Origin of the sequence: Acetobacter sp. AC2005, assembly GCF_037901235.1 — a bacterium.
In the GTDB taxonomy this organism is placed as follows: Bacteria; Pseudomonadota; Alphaproteobacteria; order Acetobacterales; family Acetobacteraceae; genus Acetobacter; species Acetobacter oryzoeni.
In genome coordinates this window covers 152,971-179,214 of record NZ_CP149627.1, presented here as the reverse complement: position 1 = coordinate 179,214, position 26,244 = coordinate 152,971, and the positions used below count along the sequence as shown (strand labels likewise).

Below are 26,244 nucleotides of genomic sequence, written 5' to 3'. Positions count from 1 at the left end.
AAAAAATATATTAGTATTGCAGGAAGATTTTAGATTAACTACTTTTCGATAAGCGCAAATTAAAATTTTTGCAAACTTTGTGGACAGAGTCCAATCCTTATTACGAACGTAAATTTCTTACCGTAATAAGATCAATTTCTAAGAAACTTTCGTCACATCTAAACATTACCATTCATTTTTGAATTATTTTTGGACTCTGTCCACAATGAGGGATCAGCATTGGAAAGTCCATTATCCAATCCTCCGTTAACATACATTTTTTTAACCAGAAATCACAGGCATGACTATTTATCCGCATGCATCTTATCATAACGGGCTTTCCATAAAGATCAGCTTGCTCTTATTACCCATAATAGCGCACCGTTTCTCTTTTTCTCGAGAGAATTAGCCCTGCGGATCGCAAGAGAAAGCACAAAATCCTCGCAGTTCAAGTTGCTGCGCCAAAAACAGCCCGTAGTCCATCGAATGATATGTTAGAAATCTGAAATGAGAAGCCAGAAGCACTAAACTATAGTCTTGCTATCCCTCCAAATGTTAGTTTTTAACGAGTTTGTCACGATGATTACTCCTGTTAATTTAATGGGAAATACTCCGACATCAGTAAGACAATATTTGAATTCCCGCTACGACTTGTATGAATATGTATATGCTTACAAAACGTAGCGGATTCATCTAGAATTATGCTTTCTATTCGCAATAAATGAATGAGCTTATTAATCCTCATCAAGTAATGTTTGGATTTCTTTGAGACGAGTTCTTATCGCGATTAGCTGCTCAAGCATATGCCTTCGGGTAGATTTTAATCGCCGAGCCTCAGTAGATAATGCAGCAAAATCAACATGCGAAATATTCCGTTTGATTGATTTACGAAAAGCAATGATGGCTGACCTTGAAGTGTTTGGACCCACAAGACCTTGCGCACGAGCAATATCGAGCTCTTCTGGTGCAAGTAGACTTAATTGATAGGCAGCACTATATGAGCCAGGCAAAGAAGTCTCATCAAGACGGCCGCTATCTACGACATGAGCAATGCGTCTAAATTGAGAAGCAACAGGTTCTGAAAACGGAAAAAATTCTTCGAAGCTTGATTTAAGTCGATTTTTTTCTTCTCGAGAAAAAAGTACGTTATCGAGCGTATTTAATGCCCGTCCAATCTCCAAAAATGAACGCGCAGCCCTTTCCCATGCAGCATTAACGGCTCGTTGAGTTTCAAGAATAACGCGAATACGTGCTTGATCATTTGCCAGTTCAGTGCCAGAAAAAACGCTACTGATAGTCTCTAAGGTTTCCGATGATACAATAGTTAATTCCCGTAACTCTTGGGGACGGGCATCGAATGCAGGCACTTCATCTGCATCCAAATCCTGTAGAGCTCGCAGAGAAACGCCCCGCCTTGAAGTTGCTTTGCTCATAAATCCAACTCCTGCTTTAGGTATGCCCACAACGCACCGAAAGCTTCAGCATTTTTCGGTTTACTTAGGTCCATCACTCCAAGCCCTTTACCATTTGCTAAAGATATTTCTTCAGCTTGTGATATTTCTATTGGGCAGACTGGACCTACATTCATTAATTTTGAACGAATAGTCGCGTAGGAACGCGCACGTATATTAGCTCGATTAATAATAAAAGCCGCTTTTACATCACTTTGTTTCAGATGTCGCATCCATGGAGCGACACTATCAAAGTCATCTTGGGTCTGTTGGCAAGGTACAAGAACGAAATCAGCCCCTTCACACAGTCCGAGAATCGCGGTCATATTAATTTCTATTGATGGCGGTGTATCAATAACAATAAAGTCAGCTGTAGAATTACGCGCTTCTTTCAATGCGCCTCGCCAGTCATCTAGCATTACGCGACGCACTGGAATTTCCGAGACGCCAGAGATTCCAGCTCTGACGCGTTCACGTCGCTCTGCCCAGGTGGCTAGAGTTGCTTGTTTATCCATATCAAGACCGAGTACATTTTTCCCTGCCCTTGAAGCTAAAACCAAGATATTTCGTGACAAGGACGACTTACCTACTCCTCCTTTGGGAGAAGATAGCATTATTATAGATTGTCGGTGATTGTTTTTTGGCCTTACCATTGTGACCTCAGATCATGAGATAAAAACACGCTAAAAACGTGTAACCTAATTGCAGTATACCCGCAAAACATAACGTAGGCAGATAGATATATCCAGAATTTTTACACCGTAAAAATTTTACGGCGTAAAATAATGCGGTCAAATATACCATACACCAGCCCTGAGCATGTGGCGCAAGTGGTTGGTGCTCGCCATGCTCGCCCGCTACGCGGTCTGTGCGTGGCTCCGCTCCCGGCGCAGAGCGCCGCACTTGCCCCACCCACTCCGGCCCGGTTGTCAGGAAAGTATCAAGGAGAAGGAATAAGGAGAGAGTAAACACTCCCAGTCCTGCACTTGATCCCGACCAACCCAGCAATCAGGCCCCCGACCCTCAGAAGAGGTGTCGGGCGAAGCCGATTGGACGGAGTGCGCCATCATGTCCATGTCAGCCTCGCAACTCAATCTGTTCGATACCACTGTTCTTTCCGGTGAGCTCGCATCCCTCTGGTCTCTAGACGATGACCAGCCCATTCCCGAAGTCTGCATCCCCTCCCCTCACCCTTTCCGTATTCCACAGCGCGATTTCCGGCTGAAGGGACTGCGTGGTCTTGCAAGCGGATGGAAAGCTCGTGCTGAAGGTAATCTGGCTGCGATTGCCCTTCTTGGGGAACTTGAACGCGAGGATCGAAACGCCACGGCAGCAGAGCAGGACGTGCTGGCCCGTTTTACGGGCTTTGGCGCTGGTGAACTGGCCAACAACCTTTTCCCTCCAACAGGCAGAGAGGTACGCAAGGGATGGGAAAGTCTTGCTTCAGAACTTGAACAACTTACGACGGAGACTGAAAGGGCTGGCCTGCAGCGCGCCACGCAATATGCCCACTACACACCGGAACTGATTGTTCACTCGATGTGGGATATGGCCCTGCGTATGGGGTTTCGGGGCGGTTCGGTGCTTGAACCGGGATGTGGCACGGGGCTCTTCATTGCCGCACGACCTGAAAAACTGGAAGGCAAGATCGCTTTTACCGGCATTGAGAACGATCCCATCTCTGCCCGTATCGCGCGCAAGCTCTATCCGAACCAATGGATCCGCAGTGAGGACTTCACGCGTGCCCAGCTCCCACAGGGCTATGATCTGGCGATTGGCAATCCCCCGTTCAGCAACCGCACAGTGCATGGTCGTGAGGGACTGGAGAGGCAGGGTCTGAGCCTCCATGATTTCTTCATCGCCCGTTCGCTCGAAGCTCTGCGTCCAGGCGGGATCGCCCTGTTCGTGACCTCTCGTTACACATTGGACAAGACGGATCCGAATGCCCGACGGATCATTGGCGAGAGCGCTGACCTTCTTGGCGCAGTACGTTTACCTGAAGGCGCAATGCGGGACGATGCCGGAACTGATGTCGTGGTCGATGTACTGGCATTCCGCAAACGAGAAATGGGTGAAGAGCCGTCAAACGAGAGCTGGGTTGAAACTGCAGGCATCCCAGACTCAGATGAGGGGAATGGTCCGCTCGTCATAAACCGGTATTTCCATGACCATCCCGAACAGGTGCTCGGCAGTCATATCTGGACGACAACGCAGTTTGGTCCCGGTTACACATGCTCTGCCACCGCCGGCGCAGAACTAGACCTTCTTCTTCCGCAAGCCCTGAACCGGATAGCACCCAACACGCATTTCCTCCCCCCACGCGAGGCCCGCATTGTCCGACCAGCCGGTGAGGGCGTCACTATTGGAACTGCAGCAAGTGGGGCGGACCTCAAGGAGGGAAGCTACTTTGTTGATCGGAGTGTGCTGCACCAGATCATTGAGGGACAGGCGCAGATCGTGCCGATCCGCAAGGCAGGACAGACAGAAGGGATTTTTGCCAAACATGCGCGGATCATTCGTGCGCTGGTGCCCATCCGTGATGCCGCGCGAAGTGTGTTGCGGGCGCAGATGCAGAACCTGCCTTATGGAGCGCAGCAGCGCACTTTGAAGACGGCGTACCAGAGTTTCGTGCGAGAGTTTGGCCCCATCAATCATACCCGCACCACGCTACGCGAGAACCCTGAAACTGGGAAAACACGCGAAACCCAGCGGCGCCCGAACCTGCAGCCTTTTATGGATGATCCTGACGTCTGGCTGGTGGCTTCGATTGAGGAGTATGACGAACGCACGGACACGGGCCGCATGGGGCCGATATTCTCTGAGCGTGTCATTCATGCACCGACAGAGCCTGAAATACACGGAGCCCATGACGCGCTGGCTGTGTCCTTGCATGAAACGGGTCGTGTGGATCTGCCTCTCATTGCCGAATTGCTGGGACGGAGTGAAGCCGATACGTTGGCTGAACTGGGTGAGAGCATTTACCTCGATCCGGAATGCAGCGCGCAGGGCAGGGACGTCTGGGTCACGTCTGATGAGATGCTCTCAGGTGCGGTGCGCACCAAACTGGCGCTCGCACGCGAGGCCGCACATCATGATCAGCGGTATGCACGCAATGTCAGCGCCCTTGAAGGTGTGCAGCCTGCTGATCTGCGTCCCTCTGAAATTACAGCCCGTCTGGGAGCACCGTGGTTGCCCGTCACGGACATTCAGGACTTCGTACAAGAGGTCATGGGGATTGAAACAACCGTTCGTCATACCCCGGAAGTGGCATGCTGGAGTATCAATCGTGCGCCGTTTCTGTCTCGCGCTGAAGCAACATCCGTCTGGGGCACGGAACGACGCAATGCAGCGGAACTTCTGGAAGACGCGCTCTCTCAGTCCATTCCCAAGATCTGGGATCATTGGCGCGATGAGAATGGCAACGAACGACGCGAACTCAATACACAGGAAACGGAAGACGCCAAGGAAAAACTGGCGGCTATCAAGAGCGCGTTCGAAAAGTGGGTGTGGCAGGATCCCGACCGGTCTGACCGTCTCGTAAAGCTCTATAACGAGACCTACAATAACCTTGTGCCGCGTGCCTTTGATGGCAGTCATCTGCGTCTGCCTGGAGCGAGCAGTGTGATTACCCTGCGTGCTCATCAGAAGCGCGTGGTTTGGCGGATTATCGCTTCAGGACGCACCTACATGGCGCATGCTGTGGGGGCAGGAAAAACCTTTTCCATGGCGGCTGCCGTGATGGAGCAGAAACGCCTTGGACTGATCAGTAAGGCCGTTATCGTGGTTCCCGGCCACTGCCTTGCACAGATGGCGCGTGAATTTCTCATGCTCTATCCCACGGCGAGAATTCTCGTGGCGGACGAGACAAATTTCGTCAAAGCAAAACGTCAGCGTTTTATTGCCCGCGCAGCAACCGAAAACTGGGATGCGATCATCATAACCCATGACGCTTTCAAGTTTATTCCAGTTGAGGCGGGGTTTGAACGGGAGATGATTGAAGACCAGATTGCGTCATATGAGGCCATTCTGTCTGGCCTGGATGGCGATGACCGCATCTCCCGCAAGCGCATTGAACGCATGAAAGAAGGGATGGAGTCAAAACTGGAAGGATTGGCCGCCCAGAAAGATGATCTCCTTCATATGGGCGAAATGGGCATTGACCAGATCCTTGTCGATGAAGCCCAGCTCTTTCGGAAACTGTCCTACGCCACCAATCAGTCCGATCTGCGAGGTGTCGATCCCAATGGCTCTCAGCGTGCATGGGATCTGTTCGTGAAAACCCGTTACCTCGCGAAGACGGATCCAACACGTCCGCTGATTATGGCTTCAGGTTCGCCGATTACGAATACCATCGCCGAATTGTGGAATGTCGGGCGGTATATGGATCTGGATGCTCTTGTCGCACGCAATTTGCATGAATTTGATGCGTGGGCCGCCAACTTTGGGGAAACACGCACCGAACTGGAGCTTCAGCCTAACGGTCTCTACAAACCGGTCACACGCTTTACCGAATTCGTCAATGTGGCCGATCTGATGGCCATGTATCGTGACTTTGCGGACGTCGTTCAGTCTGATGAGTTGTCCCGATATGTAAAGCTGCCCTCAGTAAAGAGCGGTAACAGACAGATTGTCGTGGCCGAGAGCACAGAAGACTTTCGGGCATTCCAGCAGACCCTTGCAGAACGGATGCGCGCGATTGAAGCCCGTTCAGGTCGTCCTCAGAAGGGGGACGACATCATTCTGAGTGTGATGAATGATGCCCGGCATGGCGCGATCGATCTGCGGTTTATCGCACCATGGGCGGATAATGACCCGCATTCCAAGCTGAATGTGATGATCCGGAAGGTGTTTGAAATCTGGCATGAGACATCTGCCAATCGCTACACCAATCCCGAGACGGGTAGGGCCTATGATTTACCGGGGGCGGTGCAGATGATCTTCTCCGACCTCGGCACACAGGCCTCCCAGAGCAAGCGTGGGTTCTCGGCTTATAACTGGATCAGGTCAGAGCTGATCCGCATGGGTATCCCGGCCGAGCAGATTGCCTTCATGCAGGACTACGACAAGGCAGCAGCCAAGCTGCGTCTGTTTGGTGATCTCAATGCAGGCCGTAAGCGTATCCTGATCGGTTCAACAGCCACAATGGGAACGGGAGTGAATGCCCAGCAGCGCCTGAAAGCCCTGCATCATCTCGATGTGCCCTGGCTTGTGGCCGATATCATGCAACGGGAAGGTCGGATCGTGCGTCAGGGCAACCAGCATGACGAAGTGGAAGTTTACGCATACGCCCAGCAGGGATCTGTGGACGCCACCAACTGGCAGCTGCTTGAACGCAAGATGCGTTTTATCGGTCTTGCGATGTCGGGAGATCGAACCATTCGCCGGATTGAGGATGTGGGCGGTGAAGGCAACCAGTTTGCAATGGCCAAGGCGCTTGCATCAGGTGATATGCGTCTGATTCAGAAAGCAGGTCTGGAAGCCGATATTGCGCGTCTTGAGCGTTTGCAGGCCACACACTTCGATGATCAGTTCAATGTGCGTCGCCAGATCCAGAGAGCTGAACGCGACATCAGGACAGCGCAGACACGCATTCCGAAAATTGAGGCAGCACTCAATCAGCGGATATCCACGAAAGGGGAGGCGTTTGCGCTGCATCGTGACACCACGGTGGTTGAGAGCCGTGAAAAAGCTGGGGCATGGATACTGTCGCAGGCGCGGCTTGCTGAACGGGAAGGCCGGACCGGGCAGTGGAGCATGGGTCGGATCGCCGGATTTGAAGTGATGTGCGAAGCTCATGAACAGCAGTTCAGAACGTCCGACAAGAGAAAACCAGAAGTAGTCTCCTCCCTCTATCTGGATACACCTGCAGGAGACATTGAGGTCGAGACCGATCGTGAGACCAAGCCTCTGGGACTGATTTCACGGATTGAGCACGCAGCCTTACGTCTGGACAGCGATCTGGCTGAAGCACGTCGCAGTCTGGATGAGGCACAGCGCCGACTGCCAGCTTATCGCTCACGAGAAGGACTTCCTTTTGCGGAAGCCGACGATCTCACGGCGAAATGTGCCGAGCTATCCGCATTGGATGCTGAGTTGGAAGCGGAAGGCAAGGAAAAGGAAGCTGCGCTGAAATCGGCGACAGCAAATGATGATACTGCTTCTGCTGTTGCAGAGAAAATAGAGGAGGTGGCCTGAGAAAAAAGGAAAACAGAAATCCGAAAAGGGAAGGGCGGGCCACAGGCCGCCTACACGCCGCAAGGGTTCGCCCCGTTCCGGGGCCTCGCTGACGCTCGCCCTTGCCCCGTGTAGGCGTCTGCGGCGGTGCCGAAGGTATGAGGTCAGAAAATTACACCTCATGACCCTGAAAGTGAGGAGCGTATCATGACGGAACTTCGCCGCGTCGATCCCAGAACACTCGTACCAAACCCGAACAATCCACGTAAGACCCAGCCAGATGCTCGTGCGGAACATCAGCTTGCGCTGAATATCAAGACAGTGGGCCTGATTCATGCGCCCTGCGTGCGGGAACTTGAGGATGGTCGGTTGATGATTGTCGCTGGTCACAGACGGGTGCGGGCCTGTATTGCTGCGAAACTGGACGAAATTGACGTGCATGTCCGTTCTGGTGATGAAAAAAGCGATACGATGGCCGCTGTTGCCGAGAACGTCGTGCGTGCCGACATGGCGGAATCCGAACAATGGCGTGGTGTGCTGGATATGCGCGAGAAGGGCGCTTCTGATACAGAAATCTGTCGGGCTTTTATGGTCACACCAGCCTATCTCCGTGGCCTGATGCTGTTATCCCAGATTCATCCGCCCATTATTGCGGCAATAGATGGTGGGATTGGGCCTTCCTATACGGAACGGAACGCAATTGCGCGCACGCCGCTGGAGCGCCAACGCGATGTATGGGCCGAGATCTGGGCGGAAAGCGCTGACGAAGGATCAGATCCGGCCGACTATGAGATGAGTAGGGAAGATGCCGCACATTTCGACTGGTCAGACTTTGTAAGATATCTTGATCAGGTCGAGTTATATGCTCGCGACTACGAGTTTGACGACGAGACTGCCAAAGAAGCTGGTGTCGTCTGGGAAGAAGATCTCTTCGGGCAGGGTGGAGAAGATAATCGATACTGCACCCAATATGCCGCTATGTTTAAGGCGCAGCAGATCTGGGCCGAAAAAACCAGACCTGAAGGAACCATTTACCTCCAGAGCAACGAATACGGGGAAGGAATTGCACCAGACGGATACCGGAAGGTGGGGTCCTGGGAAATGGAACGGGACGGAGATATCCTGGCGATCTGGCTTAACCCACGCACACTGCAGATTCAAAAAGGGCGGCTACGCGAACTGGGAGAACAGTCAACCCGCAGGACAGAAAGTGACGCACTTTCTTTACCGTCAGCCCAAAACCCCGAAAAACCTAAAGAGCGCGCTGATATTTCAGGTACAGGGCTTAAAATTATCGGTGAGGTCCGTACTCAGGCATTGCGAGAGGCACTGGCAGCGGCCCGCGAGAGCGCGGACCCATGGGATCTGATAGGGGCGTTCCTGCTGGCCCTGAGTGCTGACAATGTGAATATCCATGGAGATAACACTTATGATCCCTATGGTGCGGCTTCCGAACGGGACCGGGCCGTTGCAAGTGTCTTTCCAGAGGGCGTGCTCGTGCGCGATCCGGCAGTGCTCCGGAACGCTGCTCTTGAAGTGCTCTGCAGTTTCATGAACTGCGAGGTGAGCATGCATAGTGGAAGTGGACTGCCTGCCCAGATTCTTGGTGTGCTGTTCAATGCCGATGCCCATATGCCGACGATGGCTTTTGAGGATTTCCTCAAGACTTACAGCAAACCTGGGATTACCAAGGCAGTCCAGGCTGAAGGACTGGAAGAAAAACCCACGGGAAAGGCGATGCGTGAAGCCTTGATGGCGCACGTTGGTGAAAAACGCTGGGTGCCCGAACCTGCGACGTTTGCAGCCGGCATTCCGGCATGGAAAGCCAAAATAAAAAAACAGGCAGCGCGTGCAGCAGCACGGGCCCAATTGGACGCACAGACTGAAGAAGATGATGAGATCGATGACCAGTCATCAGACATGGAACACTGTGACGAACAAGATGTGGCTGAAGCTGATGAAGAGACGCTGACACCTGAGGAAGACGTGTCAGCAGATGACACATCGTCTGTGTCTGAGACGACTTCCTCACACACCGAATTACCAGATGATCCACGCATACCGACACAACTTGCAGAGCTGGCGCGCAAGATGCCTGAGCATCTTGAAATCATCATGGTCTGACAAATACAGGCGGCCCATCGAACGGGCCGCCTTTTTTATGTCCATCCAGAGGCATGTTTTAAGGAAATACCGTCATGAAACTTCATTTTGATCATGCGCTCGTGACACAGTTGCTGGCTCACGCTGAAGCAGCAAAAGAGCATACGCCCACCTTTGACCAACTCTATGAGCCCACCTTTCTAAAAGATGGGAAAGAGACACAGTCGCCGTCTTATGATGACATCGATCTCACCAAAGTTCCTGCCGGGCTGATGCTGGTGGGAGATAACGGAATTTATCTGATGTCGAATGGCAAGCCTGCGCTCAAGGATCCTGAACGCACAGGGAACCTTATCGCCTATGCTTTTGAAGCTGATCCACAAAAGAAGCCTGACGATTGGTGGCACGTGAAACGAGCAGCCTTTGGTGGTGATGACGGGGCAGAATTTCTTGCAGCCAAAGCCATCAGGAATGCACTTGAAGCGACCAAAGGAGGCCGCTTCTGGCTTGATGTGTCGCCGACACGGATTTCCAGTCCCTATCTTGCGCCACCACGTCGCAAACGTGCGTTGGCATCAAAAAAATAGGAAAAGATAAAAGGCAATATGAGAGCAGGAGAGAGCCATAGTCTGCTGTCTGGAGCAAACGGTTGGTTCTCCCCATGCTCGACCGCAGTGCGGTCTGCGCGTGGGTCCGATCCCGGCGCTGCGCGCCGCGTTTGCTCCAGCCTACAGACTATGCCCCGCGTGGAGATGTCAGGAAATGCAACCCGATATCCAGAAATATGCATTTCCAGAAAATCATCGTTTTCAAGGAGAGTTTTCATGTCTGCAACGCTGGAACCGACACACGCCATTACTTCTTCTGCTCTTGCTGGATTTACCGGGACTGTTCGCTACTATCGCTGGCATAGCGGTCTTCTGCTGACAGATGGCGCCCATTATCTTGCAGCCAATGGTGCCGCGTGGCTGATTGATATACTGGCAAGCGTTCAGCATATGCCGACTATGCGTGAGGAAGATCGACAGTTCTGGACCTTGAAGGTTGATCTCGAAAAACACACAGCCGTTATTATTTGTACCGATGGAGATAAGACAGGGGATGGGGAAGTCGAACTCTATCGTCAGGACATCCCGTATACTGATTTCCCCCTAAAGGAAGCCAAATTATTCGCTTTCAGTGAGCCCGGCATAGGGCGCATTGTCCTGCTTCCCAGCGAATACTGAAAACGCTGACGCTCTCTACTGGAAGGCCGCCCTAAAGGGCGGCTTTTTTATATCTGTCATCCAACAGCACCATAAAATACAGTGGTGATAGGGACGTTTTGAAATGAGCAAGACACTCGATGTCACGCGACAGACATGTGGTCGATATGTTGTCGAAACTTGCCTTCGGCCTGATGGAGCCGTTTTTTTACGCACCCCGGACATATTCCCGGTCAATGCCCGCAACTGGCATGGTCCGTATGACACTATGGACGCTGCCATAACTGATTTTTTGGACCGGACGGCAATACCGAAGATCACACGTAAGAAACTCTCCTCTCTGCGCGATCACGGCTATGCCGGGGATGTTGGTGGAAAGGAGATGATCCTCCATCTTGATCGCTGGACCGGAGCCACAACACTCAGTGATTTCGAATTGGTCGAGGAGAGCGTCCAGACCTGATTCCCTTTCATTCATATCTCTCAAAAAATCAGTCAGGAGAATGATCTCATGTTGAAACACAGGATCGTTTCTGGAAACCACTGGCCCCGTCCTGCAAAGCCAACCCGCTGGATTTGTACAGATGAACCGGTCACATGTCGGCGTTGCCACATCGAGTGGCTGGACGGCGACCCGGCATTATCCATTGAGTGTCCTGGCTGTGGTGCGGAAGCTGGCTACCCTTGTCAGCGGCCACAGGGGGGAAATGAACGCGTCTGTTTCCAGCGTGACCGTCAGGCTATTCGTGATGGTTTGCTGATGCCGTGTGAAGGATTATCGTGGGATGGACGTCACGATAAACGCCTGATGATGACCTTACATCCTTACCCTCACGCCATTCCAATCATGAGTGGCGCACCCGTAAGCCGGTTTTCTGCGTAAGTGTGTCCAATATGGCCACACTTTCAGCTTTCTCGTGATCAGGAAGAGGTCTTTTCTAACATGAATGATCTGGCACGTCATGCTCTGTTTAATACGTGCAGTCGAAAATAATGAGCTGGCGTTAGCCTGATCACTCCCAGATCAGACAGAAAATTTGATCAAAAAAATAAAGAGAAAAACGGGAAAACTAAGAATGAGCACCAGAGCGCCGTGGCGGGGGCAAGAGGTGGGTTCTCGCCATGCTCGACCGCAAGCGGTCTGTGCGTGGCTCCGATCCCGGTGCTGACGCACCGCTCTTGCCCCCGCCACACCGCTCCGGTTGCGCGAAGGTATCCAAAAGAAAAAAGGACACCGACGATGCGCGATACGAAACTCCCTCTTCCCACAACAGCACGCGATTATCTGGAACTCGCAGGTTTCCTGGCAGGAACAATTCTTCTGGGGCTGACACTTATCATCCTGATCTGCGGCCCAGCCTTTGTGCTCCCTCACAGCATGACCTTTGCCGGTTTGGGTTAACGTCTAAGGAGAGGAATGGATCATGACCAAGCATGAACGTATTGATCTCTATCAGGATGTGACCAACCGGATAGTGGAGCAGTTAGAAAACGGAGTGGCCCCGTGGGTGCAGCCTTGGTCTAGTACCGCTTCAGGCCCGTCACTCCCACTCAATGTCACCACTGGTCGCCGCTACAGCGGCATCAACGTGCTGCTGTTGTGGGGAACCGTGCAGATGTGTGGTTTTACCTCCCAGAGATGGCTGACGTTTAACCAGGCACGCAAAGTTGGCGGGAGCGTCAGAAAAGGTGAAAAGGGCACGACCGTTTTCTATGCGGACAGCTTTGTGCCCGGTGGCAAGGAGGCTGAAGAGGAAGCGCGTGCCGTTCAGTTTCTGAAGCGCTATACGGTTTTCAACATTGACCAGTGCGAACACCTCCCCGAAGACATGACAGGAACTGTCGCATCGTTACCGGAACGAGAAACCGTCCCTCATGCAGAAGCTCTGCTGCAGGCCACTGGTGCGGATATCCGAATTGGTGGGGACAAGGCATTCTATGCCCCTGATCCAGACTATATTCGGCTTCCCCCACAGAATGCCTATTTTGAGCAGATTAACTGGTATCGCACAGCTTTTCACGAGACTGCACACTGGAGTGGCCATAAGAGCCGTCTCGACCGTGACCTCTCAGGACGGTTCGGCTCACACAAATATATGGCTGAGGAGATTGTGGCTGAGCTCACAGCGGCATTCGTTCTTGCCGAGTTGAACATTACGCCGACAGTGCGACACGCTGATTACATTGGAAGTTGGATTTCACTTCTGAAGGAAGACAAGCGGGCCGTTTTTACGGCAGCCCGTCTCGCGTCACAGGCAGCGGAATACATACTGGCGTTTCAGAGTAACGATAGCTGTTTAGCTGCACCATTTTCACGGATGGTGGCCTGAATGGGACAGGGGATGCGGGCACTTGTGTCCGTATTCTGGGCTAACCCGAATACGATGCCCCCTCCAACAAGTGACACACTGCCGGACGGCAAGAGTTTATGGCTCTGCACCATACTGGACCGGACTGTAGAGCGTGAGATCATTTCTCACTATGCCCCGCGTGTCCGCCCTGGTTCAGGATGGTCACACGGTTGGTCTCCTTTGCTCGACCCACCCAAACGCTGGAGTGGCACACGCAAAGCGGCAGCACGTCGGCGAAATCTACGCCGACGGCTGGAAAAGGCAGTTCCACTCTTTGCCGATCAGTTCGAAGAACAGGAACTTCAACGCCGGCCTGACTACTTCGATGCCGACAGCATTGAGCGAGAACAGTGCAATAAAAACTAATGACTGATTGCACAAAATACCTACCCACGGGAAAACACGTATCATGAATAGACAGTATTACACGTCACCTTTTCAGGGTGGGGACAATCCGTTGCGCGTCGGAACCATAGCGCTTGGTGCAATCTATCACATGCCACTTGGCGATTATATCGGTCCTCGCGAGCCATGGATCGTCGAAGCATTTTTGAACGGCCAGTATCATGCCGCCCGTCGTGATCCTCTAACAGGCAAATGGCTCAGTGTGTTTGTTAGCAGCCGGTCAGATCGGGCTCAACTTCGTAATCTTGCTACAGGAAAACGAATGACATTGGCCACTCACTGGTTAGTCAGCAACGCACGTCAATTTGGTGATGACAACGCTTATCCCAACCTGCCCGATACCGAACGGTTTTACAGAAAATCTCAAATAAAATGGGAAGAAAGAAGGAATAATAAATAACAGAAAAGAAGAAAGAAAAGAGAAGACAACACACTGCCGCACATCTTTCCGGGTCAGTGCGGTGTGAAGCGACCGTCGTCGGGGTCAAGCCCCAAGCCTTCGGTCGTGACGGCACCGTGAAGCCGCACGCGGCTTCCGCACCACTGCCGTCCCGAGGGCCTGACCCCGACGCCTATGGCCGCTTCTTAAGGACCGCACCCGGAAAGATGATGCGGCAGCGGGCCGTCTCAAATCCGGGAAAAACAGAAAGAAAATCTGTCATGGGCGGAACGGTTAATCGCGTCATCCTTGTGGGAAATCTCGGCAAGGATCCCTTACGGGAAGATCAGGAAAATGGGGGAAGCGGGTTTCTTTCCCCTTGGCGACCTCAGAGATCTGGTCAGATCAGTCTCAGGGCAAGCGGAAACAAATGCGGGAATGGCATCAGATTGTCTGTCTCGATCAACGTCTTGCAGACATGACGATGCGCAAATGCCGAAAGGGCACGCAGGTTCTGGTTGAAGGACGCCTACGCGCCACACTCGTCAGTGAAGGGCCGGCTCAGTGGGTGCGAACCGAGATCGTCATTGATGGGTCTGGTTGCGACATCACAATTCTTGAACTCAGCAAACCGACCAGGCGGAAGGTCAAAAAACCACGGGTTCGCAAAAACTGAAATCCAGAAATTAAAACAGCAAAGGACAAACGTCATGACGATGCAGATGCAGATGACCCCCTTATCTTCCGTACGCCCGAATGCACGTTCGAGCTGGCGCCAACTGTCGTCTGAAGCCTCCTTCCTGGATTACAGTATCGGCTGCCATGCTCTTCCGTCCCGATTTGAGGCGGCCTTGCGGCGCAAAGCGGAGCGGGCACGGCGTAAAGCCTGGGAACACATGCTTGATAGCAGTCACCCGGAGCGTCGGTCATGAACACATCACAAATCGTCATTGACCATAATTTTTCAAACTCGTCGCATCATGCACTTGCAGGATGGATCTCCGAGAGGGGAGAACCGACATGCACCGAACTGCCTGCAGGCCGACTGCCAACGGTCAAACGTGCTTACAAAAGACTGGGCTCACGGAAAGAAAACAAAGCTTTCAGGCCTCGGGGAGTGCTGGTCATGGGAGATAACCGTGCCATCGACGCACAACGGGATGAGCTTGCAACACTCCGTGAGCGTGTTCGGTGCGAACTGGTCCTTGAACGCGAAGGCTATCGTCTTGACAAAGAAGCCACAGCGCAACGGTCGGCCAAAAACCTCAAATTCCGCCGTGGTGAAGGCGAAATCATCATTGTCAACCACGGTGGTAAGGGCTGGTGGGATCCGACAAATCCAGATCGTAGCGCGCGTGGTGATGTCATCAAACTTGTTCAACACCTCAAGCCCGGTCTTAATCTTGGTCATGTTCGGCGCGAGTTACGCAACCTGATCGGTCTGGAGCCTAGCTACGAAGTCAAGGAACGGATCAAACCGACTTCGATAGATGCGAACCAGAAACGTGACCCAGCATGGATGTGGGAACATCGTAATCCACCCCAGCAGGGATCAGCTGCATGGCGCTATCTTTCCGAAGAGCGAGGATTGCCAGATCGCATACTGGATGCAGCCGCAAAACAGAACCTGTTACGAGAAGGTCCAAACGGGACAGCCTGGTTCGCACATCGTGACAACCAGGGAGCTTTAAGCGGCATGGAAATGCGTGGGCCGGAATATCGAGGGTTTTCGACAGGAGGCATTGGTAAGCGGTTATTTCGGTTTGAATCTGATCCGGGTGTGCCACCGTCTCGTGTTGTCATTGCTGAAGCAGCAATAGATGCCCTGTCTTTTGCCTCTATGGACCGTTTTTCCCGCAACACGCTTTACTTGTCCACGGGTGGGGGCATGAGTCCAGAAAGTGTTGCTGAGCTGAAGGACATGCTGGCGGACGTGGCCAAACGGCCAGAAGGCCGTTTGGTTATCGCGGTCGATAATGATCACCAGGGCGATCACTATGCTGCACTATACTCAAAAATGGCTCAGGAGGTCGGGTTGTGGAATGGGCGGGCCTCCCCCAAAGCACCCGGATCTGACTGGAATCAGGTTTTAAGGGCACGCGGCAACAAGGAAAGTTCGGCTCCTCGCCCTTTTGGGGAACTGGCGGGGTCAGTGACATCCGCCACGTCAAACCCTCAGGTCGCAGCAGGATGGGTGGATGACCTTAAATCACGCAAACGCCAGCAATCTGAACAAGTCCTTCAGGCAGATCAGGCCGCGCCTTCTGTAAGGCGCTCTGGTGGCCCCTCATTGGGAGGTCGATAACGTCATGTTCGCTCAGAATCATCATGACCAAAGAAGCGAAATCCACGACCCAAGGTGGAGACGCGCAATTCTGGAAGTTTTCAACAGTAATGAACCCGCCAGAAGAGTCTGGGAAAAGCATTGTGTGGATGCTGCGAAGGCACCCTGCCAGTTCGTCAGTTGTACGGATGGCACTCGTGATCTGATCGGTGTGGTGATCGGGGGAACTCTCTCAGATGCTGAAGACACAAGGCTCTGGGACTTGGAGTGTGCGTTCACCATGCTCACTAAAGATGCCGAAATCCTGATTGTTAAAGGCTGGTACGCCACAGCAGTCGAACAGGTCGTTGAGGATATCACAGGAGGAATTGAAGCCATGAAATCAAACGAACAAACATATCGCGATGACGTTCTTGACCTTCTGGTTATCAAGGCGGGTCTTGCGCAGCAGCTTGATCAGTCCCCAGCGGCAAAAGCGTTCTGGGATATCCATCTTGAACGCCTTGGGGCAGCAAAATGGCCAGAGGGGCCTTTGCCACAATGTCTTGTGCGTTTTGATGAGCGAACCGGTGCCAAACTCGGTCTCGTTATCAGTGGCGTCTGGGTCGAGCGTTTGGGAGACTGGGATCTGAATGAACCATTTCTTGTGCTCTCAACGGATGGAGAAATCCAGCGGTGTGAGGGGCGCGTTGTAGAACAGGTCAGTGTGTTATGAGCGCCTCGCTGAGCATCCCGCCGCGGCTCGCTCCTGTGCTGGACGACCTCACTCCAGCGCAGCGTGCTGCAGCTTTGGCGCTAGGCCGCGTTCTGGTGCTTGCTGGTGCTGGGACAGGGAAGACTAAGACCCTGACGGCTGGTGTCGCCACGCGGATCGAACTGTATGGCATGGAGCCATCACGTATTCTCTGCGTGACGTTTACCAACAAGGCGGCCCGCGAAATGCGGGAACGGATTACACGGGCTTGCGGAGAGGGGATGGCACCTTCATGGCTCGGCACATTCCACGCGCTGTGCGCGCGCCAGTTGCGTGCTGAACCAGACATTGCCCATTTGCGGCCAGGATTTGATATCAGGGACGCGGATGACGTGCTGGCAATTGTCCGCCGTCTGATCAAGTCTGTTCCTGTTGAACAGCTACCGCGTCCGATGGAGGGCGAGCCGGGAGATGCGCGTCAGATTACCAAGATGGCAGAACGTATCTCACGTCTGAAGGAAGAGCTGGTGACGCCTGAAATGGCGGGGCATCATGTGGAGGCCATGATTGCGCGGGCGCATGCCCAGAAGCGTTTCGTTGATGATGCAGGCTGGCGTTTTGTTGTCGGGTTGTATGCACGCTATCAGAGTTTGCTGCGTGAGCAGAATGCCGCGGATTTTGGCGATCTGCTGATGTGGCCTACCTTGACCATGCTTCAAAACGAGATCTATCGCTATCGGTAGTCCCGCCGTTTTACAGCTGTCATGGCCGATGAATTTCAGGACGTGAACCGCGCCCAGTTTCTCTGGCTCAAAATGATCTCTGAGGTGTCAGGAGAGCTTTTTGCTGTGGGCGATGATTCACAGAGCATCTTATAAGTTAGTTGGAATACATCGGCTTGAATCTATACCTTCGTGTTGCAAAGGGAGGGTACGATGCCTGAGCCTAAATGGTCACGATATCCGCAGGTTTCTGAGAACTCTCAAGGATGCTTATGGCTTTCGTTGCTCGACAATCTTGGCCGTTCGCCCGCTACCATAGACGCCTATGCCAGAGGTCTGGAACAGTATCTGTTTTTTTGTGAGGCAGCAGGTGTTGCTCCTGAGGCAGCAACTTTGAGTCATGTTTCACTATTTGTAAGGTATTTACGTGGAGAAGACGTTCCTTTCCTATCCACTCGCGCTGCTGTGAGCAATGCTACGCTTCATCAGCGCCTGTCCGCCGTCCGACTTTGGTATGATCATTTGGTCTTTGAAGGAATCAAACATCGAAATCCGGTGCCGCGAGGGCAGGCTGTTGCAGGACGGGGGCCACTCTCTGAACATGTCGGGTTTCGATATGGTTTGGTACGTCGTTCCAAACTGTTGCCGCATTTGCCGTCCGATCCAGAATGGGGACGCTTGCAAGAAGTGGTCGCACAGGACACGGTGAGAAACCGTCTCATGTTTGCACTGGCGTATTACGGCGCATTGCGCCGAGAAGAATTAGTAAATTTGCGCGTCTCGGATATCGACCCAGCGAGACGTCTGCTCACCATTCGGGCCGAAACAAGTAAAAGCGCCCGCCCGCGTGTGGTTTGTTATTCAGCGGTGCTCTGTCCTGTGTTGGCGGTATATCTGCATCGGAGGCGCAACGCAGCGACCCATTCAGCAGCCCTGTTTCTATCTGAGTCAGATCGGAACTTTCGGCAGCCTATTACGAAGTGGTCATGGAGCAAAACTGTCAGACGTCTTGCTCTTCAGGCTGATATGCCATTGTTCAGTACGCACACTTTGCGTCACCTGAGATTGACGCATCTGGCCCGTGCTGGCTGGTGTCTACACGATATTGCGACCTATGCTGGGCATCGCAATGTTCAAAGCACGACACTCTATATCCATCTTTCCGGTGAAGATCTGCTTCGCAAGATCGCAAACTCAGTCGAACAAATGGATATGAAGCTTGGTAACAGGGTCTTCGGAGGATAGAAAAGTGGCAGAATTTCAGGCTCCTCACGTCCCATCCAAATACAAATTCCACATTAATCTCGATGAATACGACAGACGGGCGACATTGTCTGCAGACGAATTAAAAGTTGTCAGACGTTGGAAAGAAGAAAATCTTGTTATTACAAAACGGCAGGTTCCGCGTCTTCATAAGCCTCTGACGGACATCCTGTATCGCAGCAATCTCGACCGCGCTAACAGCCATCGTGCTTTGAAGTATTTGCTTCTGACGGTCGCACACCAGGAAAAACCCTACTGGGGGTGGAGTGAAGACCTCTGGGTTGAGATTATCAATAATAGTCCTGTTCTGAAAAAAACCGGAATGGTACCGCAGTTGATTGCAGTCGCTTATCTTCTGTGTGGTTTTCGAAGCGTGTACAAAATTCAACGCAATGTGGCGACGGCTGTCGTTGCCCGCTTGGTTTTTGGAGCGGAGATTGTTGATACAGAATGTGAGCGTCTGTTCTCGGCCCTAACCCGTGTCGGCTTCGTCTGTCAGACCGTTCGGCCCCTCGTACCATCAGTATTTGCTGCAGTTGCATTACAAGGCGAGAATCCAAAACTCGAAAGTTTTGACAGGAAGATACTGGAACATACACGAGAGTGTTACACAGGAAATCATATCGCCAAGCGGATTGGAATATTGTCAAACGGTTTGGCGGCAATGGGGCTTACATCGAAGGTTATTCATTTCCGGGCATACCAACCTCGTCATGGAACTGAAACTGATAATATCAATCCTGAGTGGATGACATGGTGCCGACGTTGGTTGGAAACAACAACGTTGCGAGAAGGGTCGAGGCGAGCAGTTTACAACACTCTAACCCGTATCGGAATCTGGTTGGGTCGCGAGCACCCTGAGGTCACAGGACCAGAGCAATGGACGGTATCGGTATGTGCCGACTATCTCGCCGCCGTCGACAGGTTACGTGTTGGCGATTGGGGCGGTTCCACCTTTGATTATCGTCTGATCCCAACAGTTGGCCAGCCTCTGCAGGCTCCAACGAAAGTTGCTTATTATCAGGTTATGCGCCGGTTTTTATCTGATATTCAGAGTTGGGAATGGGCGCGGCTCAGGTGTAATCCGCGATATCATCTCTCGACACCGAAGAATATTGCGAAATATCTTGGCGTGAATCCCAGGACCATAGATGATGCTTCTTGGCTGAAACTGACCTGGACCAGCTTCAACATTGAACCAGACGATCTTTCTCCTGACTGTTTCTATCCATTCGCCCTGTTGCAGGCAATCGCCGTGGTGTGGACACATGCAGGCCTTCGGAGCAATGAGATCGCCCGACTTCGGGTCGGCTGCACGCGCGAACAATCAGAGGATGTGGTTGATCAGTCTGGCAACGTCGTTCCGGCAGGGCAGGTCTGCTGGCTTGATGTTCCGGAAGGCAAAACTTCGGTTGCGTACACCAAACCGGTCGGCCATGCTGTTCATAAGTACATTACGGCCTGGATGAAAAAACGTGCGTCACCCCGCAAACATCTTGATCGGAGAACCGGTGAACATGTGCATTTTCTCTTTCAACTTCGAAACAGGCCAATCGCGAAGGAAGTTTTAAATCAGACTGTTATCCCGCTTTTGTGCAAAAAGGCTGGTATTCCGATTGAGGACAGTAAAGGCCGTATTACAAGTCACCGTGGACGGGCTTCAGCCGTTTCTATGCTGGCCAGTGTTCCGCAAGGAATGACAATATTCGATTTGGCAAAATGGTGCGGCCATACGTCCGTTCAATCGACGATGAGCTATGTTCGGTCGAAACCTACGCAATTGGCGAGTGCGTTTGCCAAGGCGGATCAGGCGGCGCGGATGATCGAAATTGTTATTGATAAGGAGGTTATTGTGGCAGGCGCAACGAAGGATGGAGCACCTTGGAAGTATTACGATTTAGGTGATTCTTACTGTAGCAATGCGTTTTGGAGCACTTGTCCGCATCGCATGGCATGCGCACGCTGTTATTTCAATATTCCGAAGCCAAGCGCCAAGGGCGTTGTCCTGGCCGCTCAGCAAGCAGCCAATCGTTTACTGGAAGAGGTCTGGTTAAGCCCAGAGGAACGGGATGCCGTGTCCGGAGACGTTGAAGCATTGGAGGGAATGTTAAACAAGCTTCGAGATAAGCCAGCGCTGGATGGCCGAACGCCTGGCGAAATTTCGGCAACATGCGGTTCCCAAGTGTCCTCTCCGTTCACAGAATCAGAATGACCAGTGCCGTGGTTGGAGAACAATGCCAAACGGAAGCGCTGGCCGGCCTCGTGGAGCGGGTGACGTTCCACAATGCCGAGAACGGTTTCTGCGTCCTGCGGGTGAAGGTGCGGGGGCAGCGCGATCTGGTCACTGTCGTCGGCCATGCCGCCATGATCTCGGCGGGTGAGTTCGTGCAGATGTCGGGGCGCTGGTTCAACGACCACACCCACGGCTTGCAGTTCAAGGCGGAGTTCCTCAAGGCCAGTCCGCCGACCACGGTCGAAGGCATAGAGCGCTATCTCGGCTCGGGCATGATCCGGGGCATTGGTCCCGTCTATGCCAAAAAACTGGTGAAAGCGTTCGGCGAGGCCGTGTTCGACCTGATCGAGCAGGAACCGCATCGCCTGCGGGAAGTGACAGGCATTGGTCCCAAGCGGGCCGAACGGATTGTCGGTGGCTGGGCAGACCAGAAGGTGATCCGCGAGATCATGCTGTTCCTGCACAGCAACGGCGTCGGCACGTCGCGGGCGGTACGGATCTTCAAGACCTACGGGCAGGATGCGGTCAGACTGATCAGCGAGAACCCCTATCGGTTGGCGAAGGACATCCGGGGCATCGGCTTCAAAACCGCCGACCAGATCGCCCGGAAGATGGGGATCGCGCCTGATGCCATGATCCGGGTGAGGGCCGGGATCTCCTATGCCCTTGGTAAGGCGATGGATGAAGGGCATTGCGGCCTCCCGGTCGGTGAACTCCTGACCAGCACCGCCGAACTGCTGGAGGTCGCCGCCCCTCTGATCGAAACAGCCCTCGCGCTGGAGCTGGAAGCGGGAGACGTGGTCGCTGATAGCGTGGGAGAGACGAGTTGCATCTTCTTGGCTGGTCTCTATCGCGCGGAGCAGAGCATCGCCGAGCGATTGCGCGCCTGCGCCGTGGGTCGGCCGCCCTGGCCGGAGATCGATGCTGAAAAGGCCATGACTTGGGTGGAAGGCAAGACCGGACTTGCCATGGCGCCCAGCCAGCAGGAAGCGGTGCGCCTTGCACTGCGTAGCAAGGTGCTGGTGATCACGGGTGGTCCTGGCGTGGGCAAGACCACGCTGGTCAACGCCATTCTGAAGATCGTGACTGCCAAGGGCACAGACGTGCAACTTTGCGCGCCGACCGGCCGGGCGGCGAAGCGCCTGTCGGAAAGCACGGGGCTGGAAGGCAAGACCATCCATAGACTGCTGGAGACGGATCCGGGCAATGGCAGTTTCAAACGGGACGATACCAACCCGCTGACCTGCGACCTGCTGGTTGTGGACGAGGCCAGCATGGTCGACGTGCTGCTGATGCGTTCCCTGCTGCGCGCGTTACCTGACAGCGCGGCTCTGCTGATCGTCGGCGACGTGGACCAGTTGCCTTCTGTCGGACCGGGGCAGGTGCTGGCCGATATCATTGGCTCCGATGCTGTCCCTGTGGTGCGCCTGACCGAGGTGTTCCGCCAGGCGGCACAGAGCCGGATCATCACCAACGCGCACCGGATCAACGAAGGGAAGATGCCGGAGCTGAGCGCGGAAGAGGGATCGGATTTCTATTTCGTGGAGGCGGCTGAGCCCGAGGTCGGACTGCGCAAGTTGCTGGCCGTGGTGAAGGACCGCATCCCGGCGCGGTTCGGGCTGGACCCGGTCCGCGACGTGCAGGTGTTGTGCCCGATGAACCGGGGTGGGCTGGGCGCACGGTCGCTGAATATCGAGTTGCAGCAGGCGCTGAACCCGGCAGGCGACGTGAAGATCGAGCGGTTCGGCTGGACCTACGGTCCCGGCGACAAGGTGATGCAGATCGCCAACGATTATGACCGGGACGTCTTCAACGGGGATCTCGGCGTTATCGACAAGATCGATGTGGAAGAGGGCGAACTGACGGTCTTATTCGATGGACGGGAGGTCGTTTACGGCTTCGGCGAGTTGGACGAACTGGTGCTGGCCTACGCGACGACCATTCACAAGAGCCAGGGCTCGGAATATCCGGTAGTGGTCATCCCGCTGGTGACGCAGCATTATACGATGCTGGCGCGGAACCTGCTTTATACCGGTGTTACACGGGGGCGGAAGCTCGTCGTGCTGGTCGGGCAGAAGAAGGCTCTGGCCATAGCTGTGCGAAATCAGGGCGGAAGGCTACGTTGGTCAAAACTGAGAGACTGGCTGGTGGGTACGTCAGGTACAGGTCATCTATCCCGCCTAAAGAAACCTTAAAATTGCTTTTTTGAGGTTGTGAAATTGTATTCCACATAAATTCATGGCGTGGAGCGAAAATAGGATTTATCCGGGGGTTTTCAAAAGAATTTCCAGACGCGCAGACATTTAAACTGGAAGAAAATTTCCGATCGACAGGTCATATACTTGATGCATCGAATGCATGGACTTGTGACGGTTTTGTGCCGGTATGTGATCTCTTTTACGCGGCTCTGGCCTCGAAAGCGAGGGGGCTGATACTCCCGAGATAGGAATGGCGCCGTCGCGAATTATAGAAGCCGTTGATGTATTGAAAGATGGCGGCAGTTGCCTGATGCCGTGTTGGCCAACTTTGTCTCCAGAGCATTTCGGCCTTGAGGCTCTTGAAAAAGGTCTCGACCACGGCGTTGTCGTAGCAGTTTCCCTTGCCGGACATAGACGGTATCATCCTGTATTCCATTAATTTTTTCTGGAAATCATGGGAGCAGTATTGGCTGCCGCGATCAGAATGGAAAATGCAGCCAGACAACGGATTGCGTAGATGTACCGCCATATCGAGCGCCCTGATCGCGAGGTCCTTTCTCATCCGGTCACTGGCGGCCCAACCGATAACGCGGCGGCTGAACAGGTCAATGACGACGGCAAGGTAAAGCCAGCCTTCGCTGGTCCAGATATAACTGATGTCGCCTGCCCATTTCCGATTGGCGGTATCGGCCATGAAGTTGCGGTCCAGAATATTGTCAGCAAAACCAAGGGAATGCCGACTATCGGTCGTAACTTTGTGCCGACGTGTACGCACGGGACGAATATCGTTGGCTTTCATCAGTCGCCCCACACGACGCTCACCAACATCAAGCCCTGCTTCCTTGAGTTCCATGGTCATCCGCGGACGACCATAGGTCCGGTTGCTCAGGGCATAATGCTCGCGGATATGCGCTAGAACCTTCAGGTCAGTGCGCTGGCGCTCGCACAGGGGCCTGGAAACCCACGCCCGATAGCCACGCGTCGAGACTTGCAGGACCCGACACAAGCGCACGATGGGCCAGCGGTCACGATGTTCCCTGATAAACGCGAACCTCACGTCTTTTGGCTCGCGAAGAACTGCGTGGCTTTTTTTAATATGTCCCTCTCCTCCCGCAGAACACGGTTTTCCAGGCGAAGACGCTCGTTCTCCCGGGCGAGGTCCATCTGCGTTTCAGACACTGTCGCTGTCAGATCGCTCGACCGATACTGCGAAATCCAGTGGCTCAGCGTTGATTTGCCAATCCCCAGATCCGCCGCAACCCGTGCCCTGGGCAAACCGCTGCTCAGCACGATCCTGACCGCCTCACGGCGAAACTCTTCCGTCTGCTTCAATGCCATGGTCTCATGCCTTTTCCTATTGAAAGCTTTAAACGCTTAGTCAACCGGCACAAAACCGTCACAAGTCCAGGTTAACCCTTGACCAAGATATTCCGCTTTTCCCCAATTGCCGTCATTTTCCGTCGGGAAGAAGGGTGATCTGGTGTTGCTGCCGGAATAAAAAACCGTCACAGCTTTTCGGGAGGGGCGGTAAAGGCAGCGGGAACTTCTGTGACAGATGTTCGACCAGTGTGTGCAGAAATAACGGATTTATTCGCCGCATATCATGCGGATATAGCCTTGCGGTTTGCGGTAATTAAGCGCCATATTCTCCGCAAGGAGTGCAGGGAATATGGCGCGGTATATTTATCAGCACGGAAACTGGCCGGACTTTCGGTGGGACAAGGATACCATTGCCCATGAACTGGCCACGGTGCGTCATCGGCAGGGACGCCTCCTCGGCCGTATGGAAAGCCTTGGCTTCGATTTCAGGTCGGAGGCCGTGCTCCAGACCCTGACGGAAGATGTCATCAAGTCGAGCGAGATCGAGGGCGAAAACCTCGATCGTGAGCAGGTACGGTCTTCCATTGCCCGGCGACTGGGCATGGATATTGGCGCGCTGGCACCGGTGGATCGGGATGTCGAAGGCGTTGTGGAGATGATGTTGGATGCGACCCGGCATTATGCTGATCCGCTGACCGAGGAAAGGCTGTTCGCCTGGCATGCGGCTTTGTTTCCCACTGGCCGAAACGGCATGTCACGCATTCTGGTCGGAGAGTGGCGTGACGACAAAACCGGCCCGATGCAGGTCGTGTCAGGCCCTGTCGGACGGGAGAATGTTCATTATGAAGCGCCGGCAGCCAGCAGAGTACCCGCAGAGATGCAGGTCTTCCTCAACTGGTGCAATACCGGGCAAGCGCTGGATCCTGTGCTGAAGGCAGCCATCGCACATCTGTGGTTTGTTACCATTCATCCGTTTGAAGACGGAAACGGGCGCATGGCGCGGGCCATCGGCGACCTCATGCTGGCGCGCTCGGAACACACAGATCAGCGTTTCTATAGCCTGTCAGCCCAGATCCGTCAGGAGCGGAAGGATTATTATGCAATCCTTGAGGCTACACAGAAAGGGGATATGGACATCACGGCCTGGCTGCACTGGTTTCTGGGGGCTCTGGATCGCGCCTTTGATCGCGCTGAACTGGTTCTGGGAAAGGTCATCCAGAAGGCCCGTTTCTGGGATAATCTGGCCGGACAATCGATCAATGACCGGCAACGCCTTATGCTGAACCGTCTGCTCGATGGGTTTGAGGGCAAGCTGACCTCATCCAAATGGGCGAAGCTTGCAAAGACGTCACCGGATACAGCCCTGCGTGATATCAATGATCTCGTATCGCGCGATATTCTGGCCAGGGAGGCTGCAGGAGGAAGGAGCACCAGCTATGTGCTGGTTGTTCCCGAGACGTAAAACGCGGATCGATGCTGACGG

19 protein-coding genes and 2 pseudogenes are annotated in these 26,244 nt (G+C 53.5%); 18 read left to right on the top strand and 3 right to left on the bottom strand.

The genetic code is table 11. The features are described 5' to 3' along the window. Positions 1-713: 713 nt before the first annotated feature. Together QQM41_RS14590 and QQM41_RS14585 are read right to left on the bottom strand one after the other, a co-directional pair. Positions 714-1,412: a hypothetical protein gene (locus QQM41_RS14590; protein WP_019088965.1), complete on the bottom strand. Its 699-nt coding sequence runs from the start codon at positions 1,410-1,412 to the stop codon at positions 714-716. Next, complete coding sequence (locus QQM41_RS14585) at positions 1,409-2,044, bottom strand: ParA family protein (protein ID WP_081461418.1); 636 nt, start codon at positions 2,042-2,044, stop codon at positions 1,409-1,411. The genes QQM41_RS14590 and QQM41_RS14585 overlap by 4 nt, the downstream gene beginning before the upstream one ends. 454 nt (positions 2,045-2,498) lie before the next feature. Between QQM41_RS14585 and QQM41_RS14580 the strand changes: the two genes are divergently transcribed. The 17 genes and pseudogenes from QQM41_RS14580 to QQM41_RS14500 all read left to right on the top strand — a co-directional run bounded on the left by QQM41_RS14580 (position 2,499) and on the right by QQM41_RS14500 (position 23,438). Next, complete coding sequence (locus tag QQM41_RS14580; protein ID WP_339078222.1) at positions 2,499-7,625, top strand: DEAD/DEAH box helicase family protein; 5,127 nt, start codon at positions 2,499-2,501, stop codon at positions 7,623-7,625. Between the two features lie 186 nt (positions 7,626-7,811). Further along, complete coding sequence (locus tag QQM41_RS14575; RefSeq protein ID WP_339078221.1) at positions 7,812-9,728, top strand: ParB N-terminal domain-containing protein; 1,917 nt, start codon at positions 7,812-7,814, stop codon at positions 9,726-9,728. A 74-nt stretch (positions 9,729-9,802) separates the two neighbouring features. Continuing rightward, the gene (locus tag QQM41_RS14570) at positions 9,803-10,294 is read left to right on the top strand and encodes a DUF3085 domain-containing protein (RefSeq protein ID WP_339078220.1); all 492 of its coding nucleotides are present in this window, start codon (positions 9,803-9,805) and stop codon (positions 10,292-10,294) included. Positions 10,295-10,531: 237 nt separating this feature from the next. Next, a complete protein-coding gene (locus tag QQM41_RS14565; RefSeq protein ID WP_003630451.1) occupies positions 10,532-10,933 on the top strand; it encodes a DUF6876 family protein in 402 nt (133 codons plus the stop codon). Positions 10,934-11,036: 103 nt separating this feature from the next. After that, positions 11,037-11,375: a hypothetical protein gene (locus tag QQM41_RS14560; protein ID WP_231869329.1), complete on the top strand. Its 339-nt coding sequence runs from the start codon at positions 11,037-11,039 to the stop codon at positions 11,373-11,375. Positions 11,376-12,152: 777 nt separating this feature from the next. Beyond that, entirely contained in the window at positions 12,153-12,314 is a 162-nt protein-coding gene (locus QQM41_RS14555) for a hypothetical protein (RefSeq protein ID WP_155738466.1), read from the top strand. Positions 12,315-12,336: 22 nt separating this feature from the next. Beyond that, positions 12,337-13,242: an ArdC family protein gene (locus QQM41_RS14550; RefSeq protein ID WP_061490295.1), complete on the top strand. Its 906-nt coding sequence runs from the start codon at positions 12,337-12,339 to the stop codon at positions 13,240-13,242. A 12-nt stretch (positions 13,243-13,254) separates the two neighbouring features. Beyond that, on the top strand, positions 13,255-13,629 hold the full coding sequence (locus tag QQM41_RS14545) for a hypothetical protein (protein WP_339078219.1): 375 nt from the start codon (positions 13,255-13,257) through the stop codon (positions 13,627-13,629). A 43-nt stretch (positions 13,630-13,672) separates the two neighbouring features. After that, positions 13,673-14,068, top strand: coding sequence for a hypothetical protein (locus QQM41_RS14540; protein WP_064776428.1), 396 nt, complete (start codon positions 13,673-13,675; stop codon positions 14,066-14,068). A gap of 355 nt (positions 14,069-14,423) precedes the next feature. Further along, positions 14,424-14,723: pseudogene (locus QQM41_RS14535) on the top strand (single-stranded DNA-binding protein); the annotation flags it as partial. A gap of 34 nt (positions 14,724-14,757) precedes the next feature. Next, the gene (locus QQM41_RS14530; RefSeq protein ID WP_339078218.1) at positions 14,758-14,979 is read left to right on the top strand and encodes a hypothetical protein; all 222 of its coding nucleotides are present in this window, start codon (positions 14,758-14,760) and stop codon (positions 14,977-14,979) included. Between the two features lie 194 nt (positions 14,980-15,173). Further along, positions 15,174-16,352 carry a DUF3991 and TOPRIM domain-containing protein gene (locus QQM41_RS14525; RefSeq protein WP_339078217.1) on the top strand — a complete coding sequence of 393 codons (1,179 nt, stop codon included), beginning with the start codon at positions 15,174-15,176 and terminating at the stop codon, positions 16,350-16,352. Between the two features lie 124 nt (positions 16,353-16,476). Then, positions 16,477-17,046 (top strand): hypothetical protein, encoded by a 570-nt coding sequence (locus QQM41_RS14520; protein WP_281855815.1) that lies wholly within the window; start codon positions 16,477-16,479, stop codon positions 17,044-17,046. Continuing rightward, positions 17,043-17,903 (top strand): annotated as a pseudogene (locus QQM41_RS14515) (ATP-dependent helicase). The gene QQM41_RS14520 and the pseudogene QQM41_RS14515 overlap by 4 nt, the downstream one beginning before the upstream one ends. Before the next feature lie 57 nt (positions 17,904-17,960). Then, positions 17,961-18,992, top strand: coding sequence for a tyrosine-type recombinase/integrase (locus QQM41_RS14510; protein WP_339078216.1), 1,032 nt, complete (start codon positions 17,961-17,963; stop codon positions 18,990-18,992). A gap of 4 nt (positions 18,993-18,996) precedes the next feature. Continuing rightward, positions 18,997-21,222, top strand: a complete 2,226-nt coding sequence (locus tag QQM41_RS14505; RefSeq protein WP_339078215.1) for a site-specific integrase — start codon at positions 18,997-18,999, stop codon at positions 21,220-21,222. Further along, complete coding sequence (locus QQM41_RS14500; RefSeq protein WP_339078214.1) at positions 21,219-23,438, top strand: ATP-dependent RecD-like DNA helicase; 2,220 nt, start codon at positions 21,219-21,221, stop codon at positions 23,436-23,438. Before QQM41_RS14505 ends, QQM41_RS14500 begins: the two co-directional genes overlap by 4 nt. Positions 23,439-23,640: 202 nt before the next feature. On the opposite strand, the gene QQM41_RS14495 is transcribed toward QQM41_RS14500, so the two are convergent. Beyond that, positions 23,641-24,779, bottom strand: a protein-coding gene (locus tag QQM41_RS14495) for an IS3 family transposase (RefSeq protein ID WP_124297756.1) whose coding sequence is annotated in 2 segments (ribosomal slippage) — positions 23,641-24,536 and positions 24,536-24,779 — 1,140 coding nt in all. Because the reading frame shifts where the segments join, the coding sequence is not laid out codon by codon here. Positions 24,780-25,110: 331 nt separating this feature from the next. Here QQM41_RS14495 and QQM41_RS14490 point away from each other — a divergent pair. Then, entirely contained in the window at positions 25,111-26,223 is a 1,113-nt protein-coding gene (locus QQM41_RS14490) for a Fic family protein (RefSeq protein WP_339078213.1), read from the top strand. The last annotated feature ends 21 nt before the right edge of the window (positions 26,224-26,244 follow it).

Excerpts from the sequence above, each read along its gene's own strand:
- QQM41_RS14590 (WP_019088965.1), bottom strand. The coding sequence starts at position 1,412 with ATGAGCAAAGCAACTTCAAGGCGGGGCGTTTCTCTGCGAGCTCTACAG.
- QQM41_RS14585 (WP_081461418.1), bottom strand. The coding sequence starts at position 2,044 with ATGCTATCTTCTCCCAAAGGAGGAGTAGGTAAGTCGTCCTTGTCACGA.
- QQM41_RS14580 (WP_339078222.1), top strand. The coding sequence starts at position 2,499 with ATGTCCATGTCAGCCTCGCAACTCAATCTGTTCGATACCACTGTTCTT.
- QQM41_RS14575 (WP_339078221.1), top strand. The coding sequence starts at position 7,812 with ATGACGGAACTTCGCCGCGTCGATCCCAGAACACTCGTACCAAACCCG.
- QQM41_RS14570 (WP_339078220.1), top strand. The coding sequence starts at position 9,803 with ATGAAACTTCATTTTGATCATGCGCTCGTGACACAGTTGCTGGCTCAC.
- QQM41_RS14565 (WP_003630451.1), top strand. The coding sequence starts at position 10,532 with ATGTCTGCAACGCTGGAACCGACACACGCCATTACTTCTTCTGCTCTT.
- QQM41_RS14560 (WP_231869329.1), top strand. The coding sequence starts at position 11,037 with ATGAGCAAGACACTCGATGTCACGCGACAGACATGTGGTCGATATGTT.
- QQM41_RS14555 (WP_155738466.1), top strand. The coding sequence starts at position 12,153 with ATGCGCGATACGAAACTCCCTCTTCCCACAACAGCACGCGATTATCTG.
- QQM41_RS14550 (WP_061490295.1), top strand. The coding sequence starts at position 12,337 with ATGACCAAGCATGAACGTATTGATCTCTATCAGGATGTGACCAACCGG.
- QQM41_RS14545 (WP_339078219.1), top strand. The coding sequence starts at position 13,255 with ATGCGGGCACTTGTGTCCGTATTCTGGGCTAACCCGAATACGATGCCC.
- QQM41_RS14540 (WP_064776428.1), top strand. The coding sequence starts at position 13,673 with ATGAATAGACAGTATTACACGTCACCTTTTCAGGGTGGGGACAATCCG.
- QQM41_RS14530 (WP_339078218.1), top strand. The coding sequence starts at position 14,758 with ATGACGATGCAGATGCAGATGACCCCCTTATCTTCCGTACGCCCGAAT.
- QQM41_RS14525 (WP_339078217.1), top strand. The coding sequence starts at position 15,174 with ATGGGAGATAACCGTGCCATCGACGCACAACGGGATGAGCTTGCAACA.
- QQM41_RS14510 (WP_339078216.1), top strand. The coding sequence starts at position 17,961 with ATGCCTGAGCCTAAATGGTCACGATATCCGCAGGTTTCTGAGAACTCT.
- QQM41_RS14500 (WP_339078214.1), top strand. The coding sequence starts at position 21,219 with ATGACCAGTGCCGTGGTTGGAGAACAATGCCAAACGGAAGCGCTGGCC.
- QQM41_RS14490 (WP_339078213.1), top strand. The coding sequence starts at position 25,111 with ATGGCGCGGTATATTTATCAGCACGGAAACTGGCCGGACTTTCGGTGG.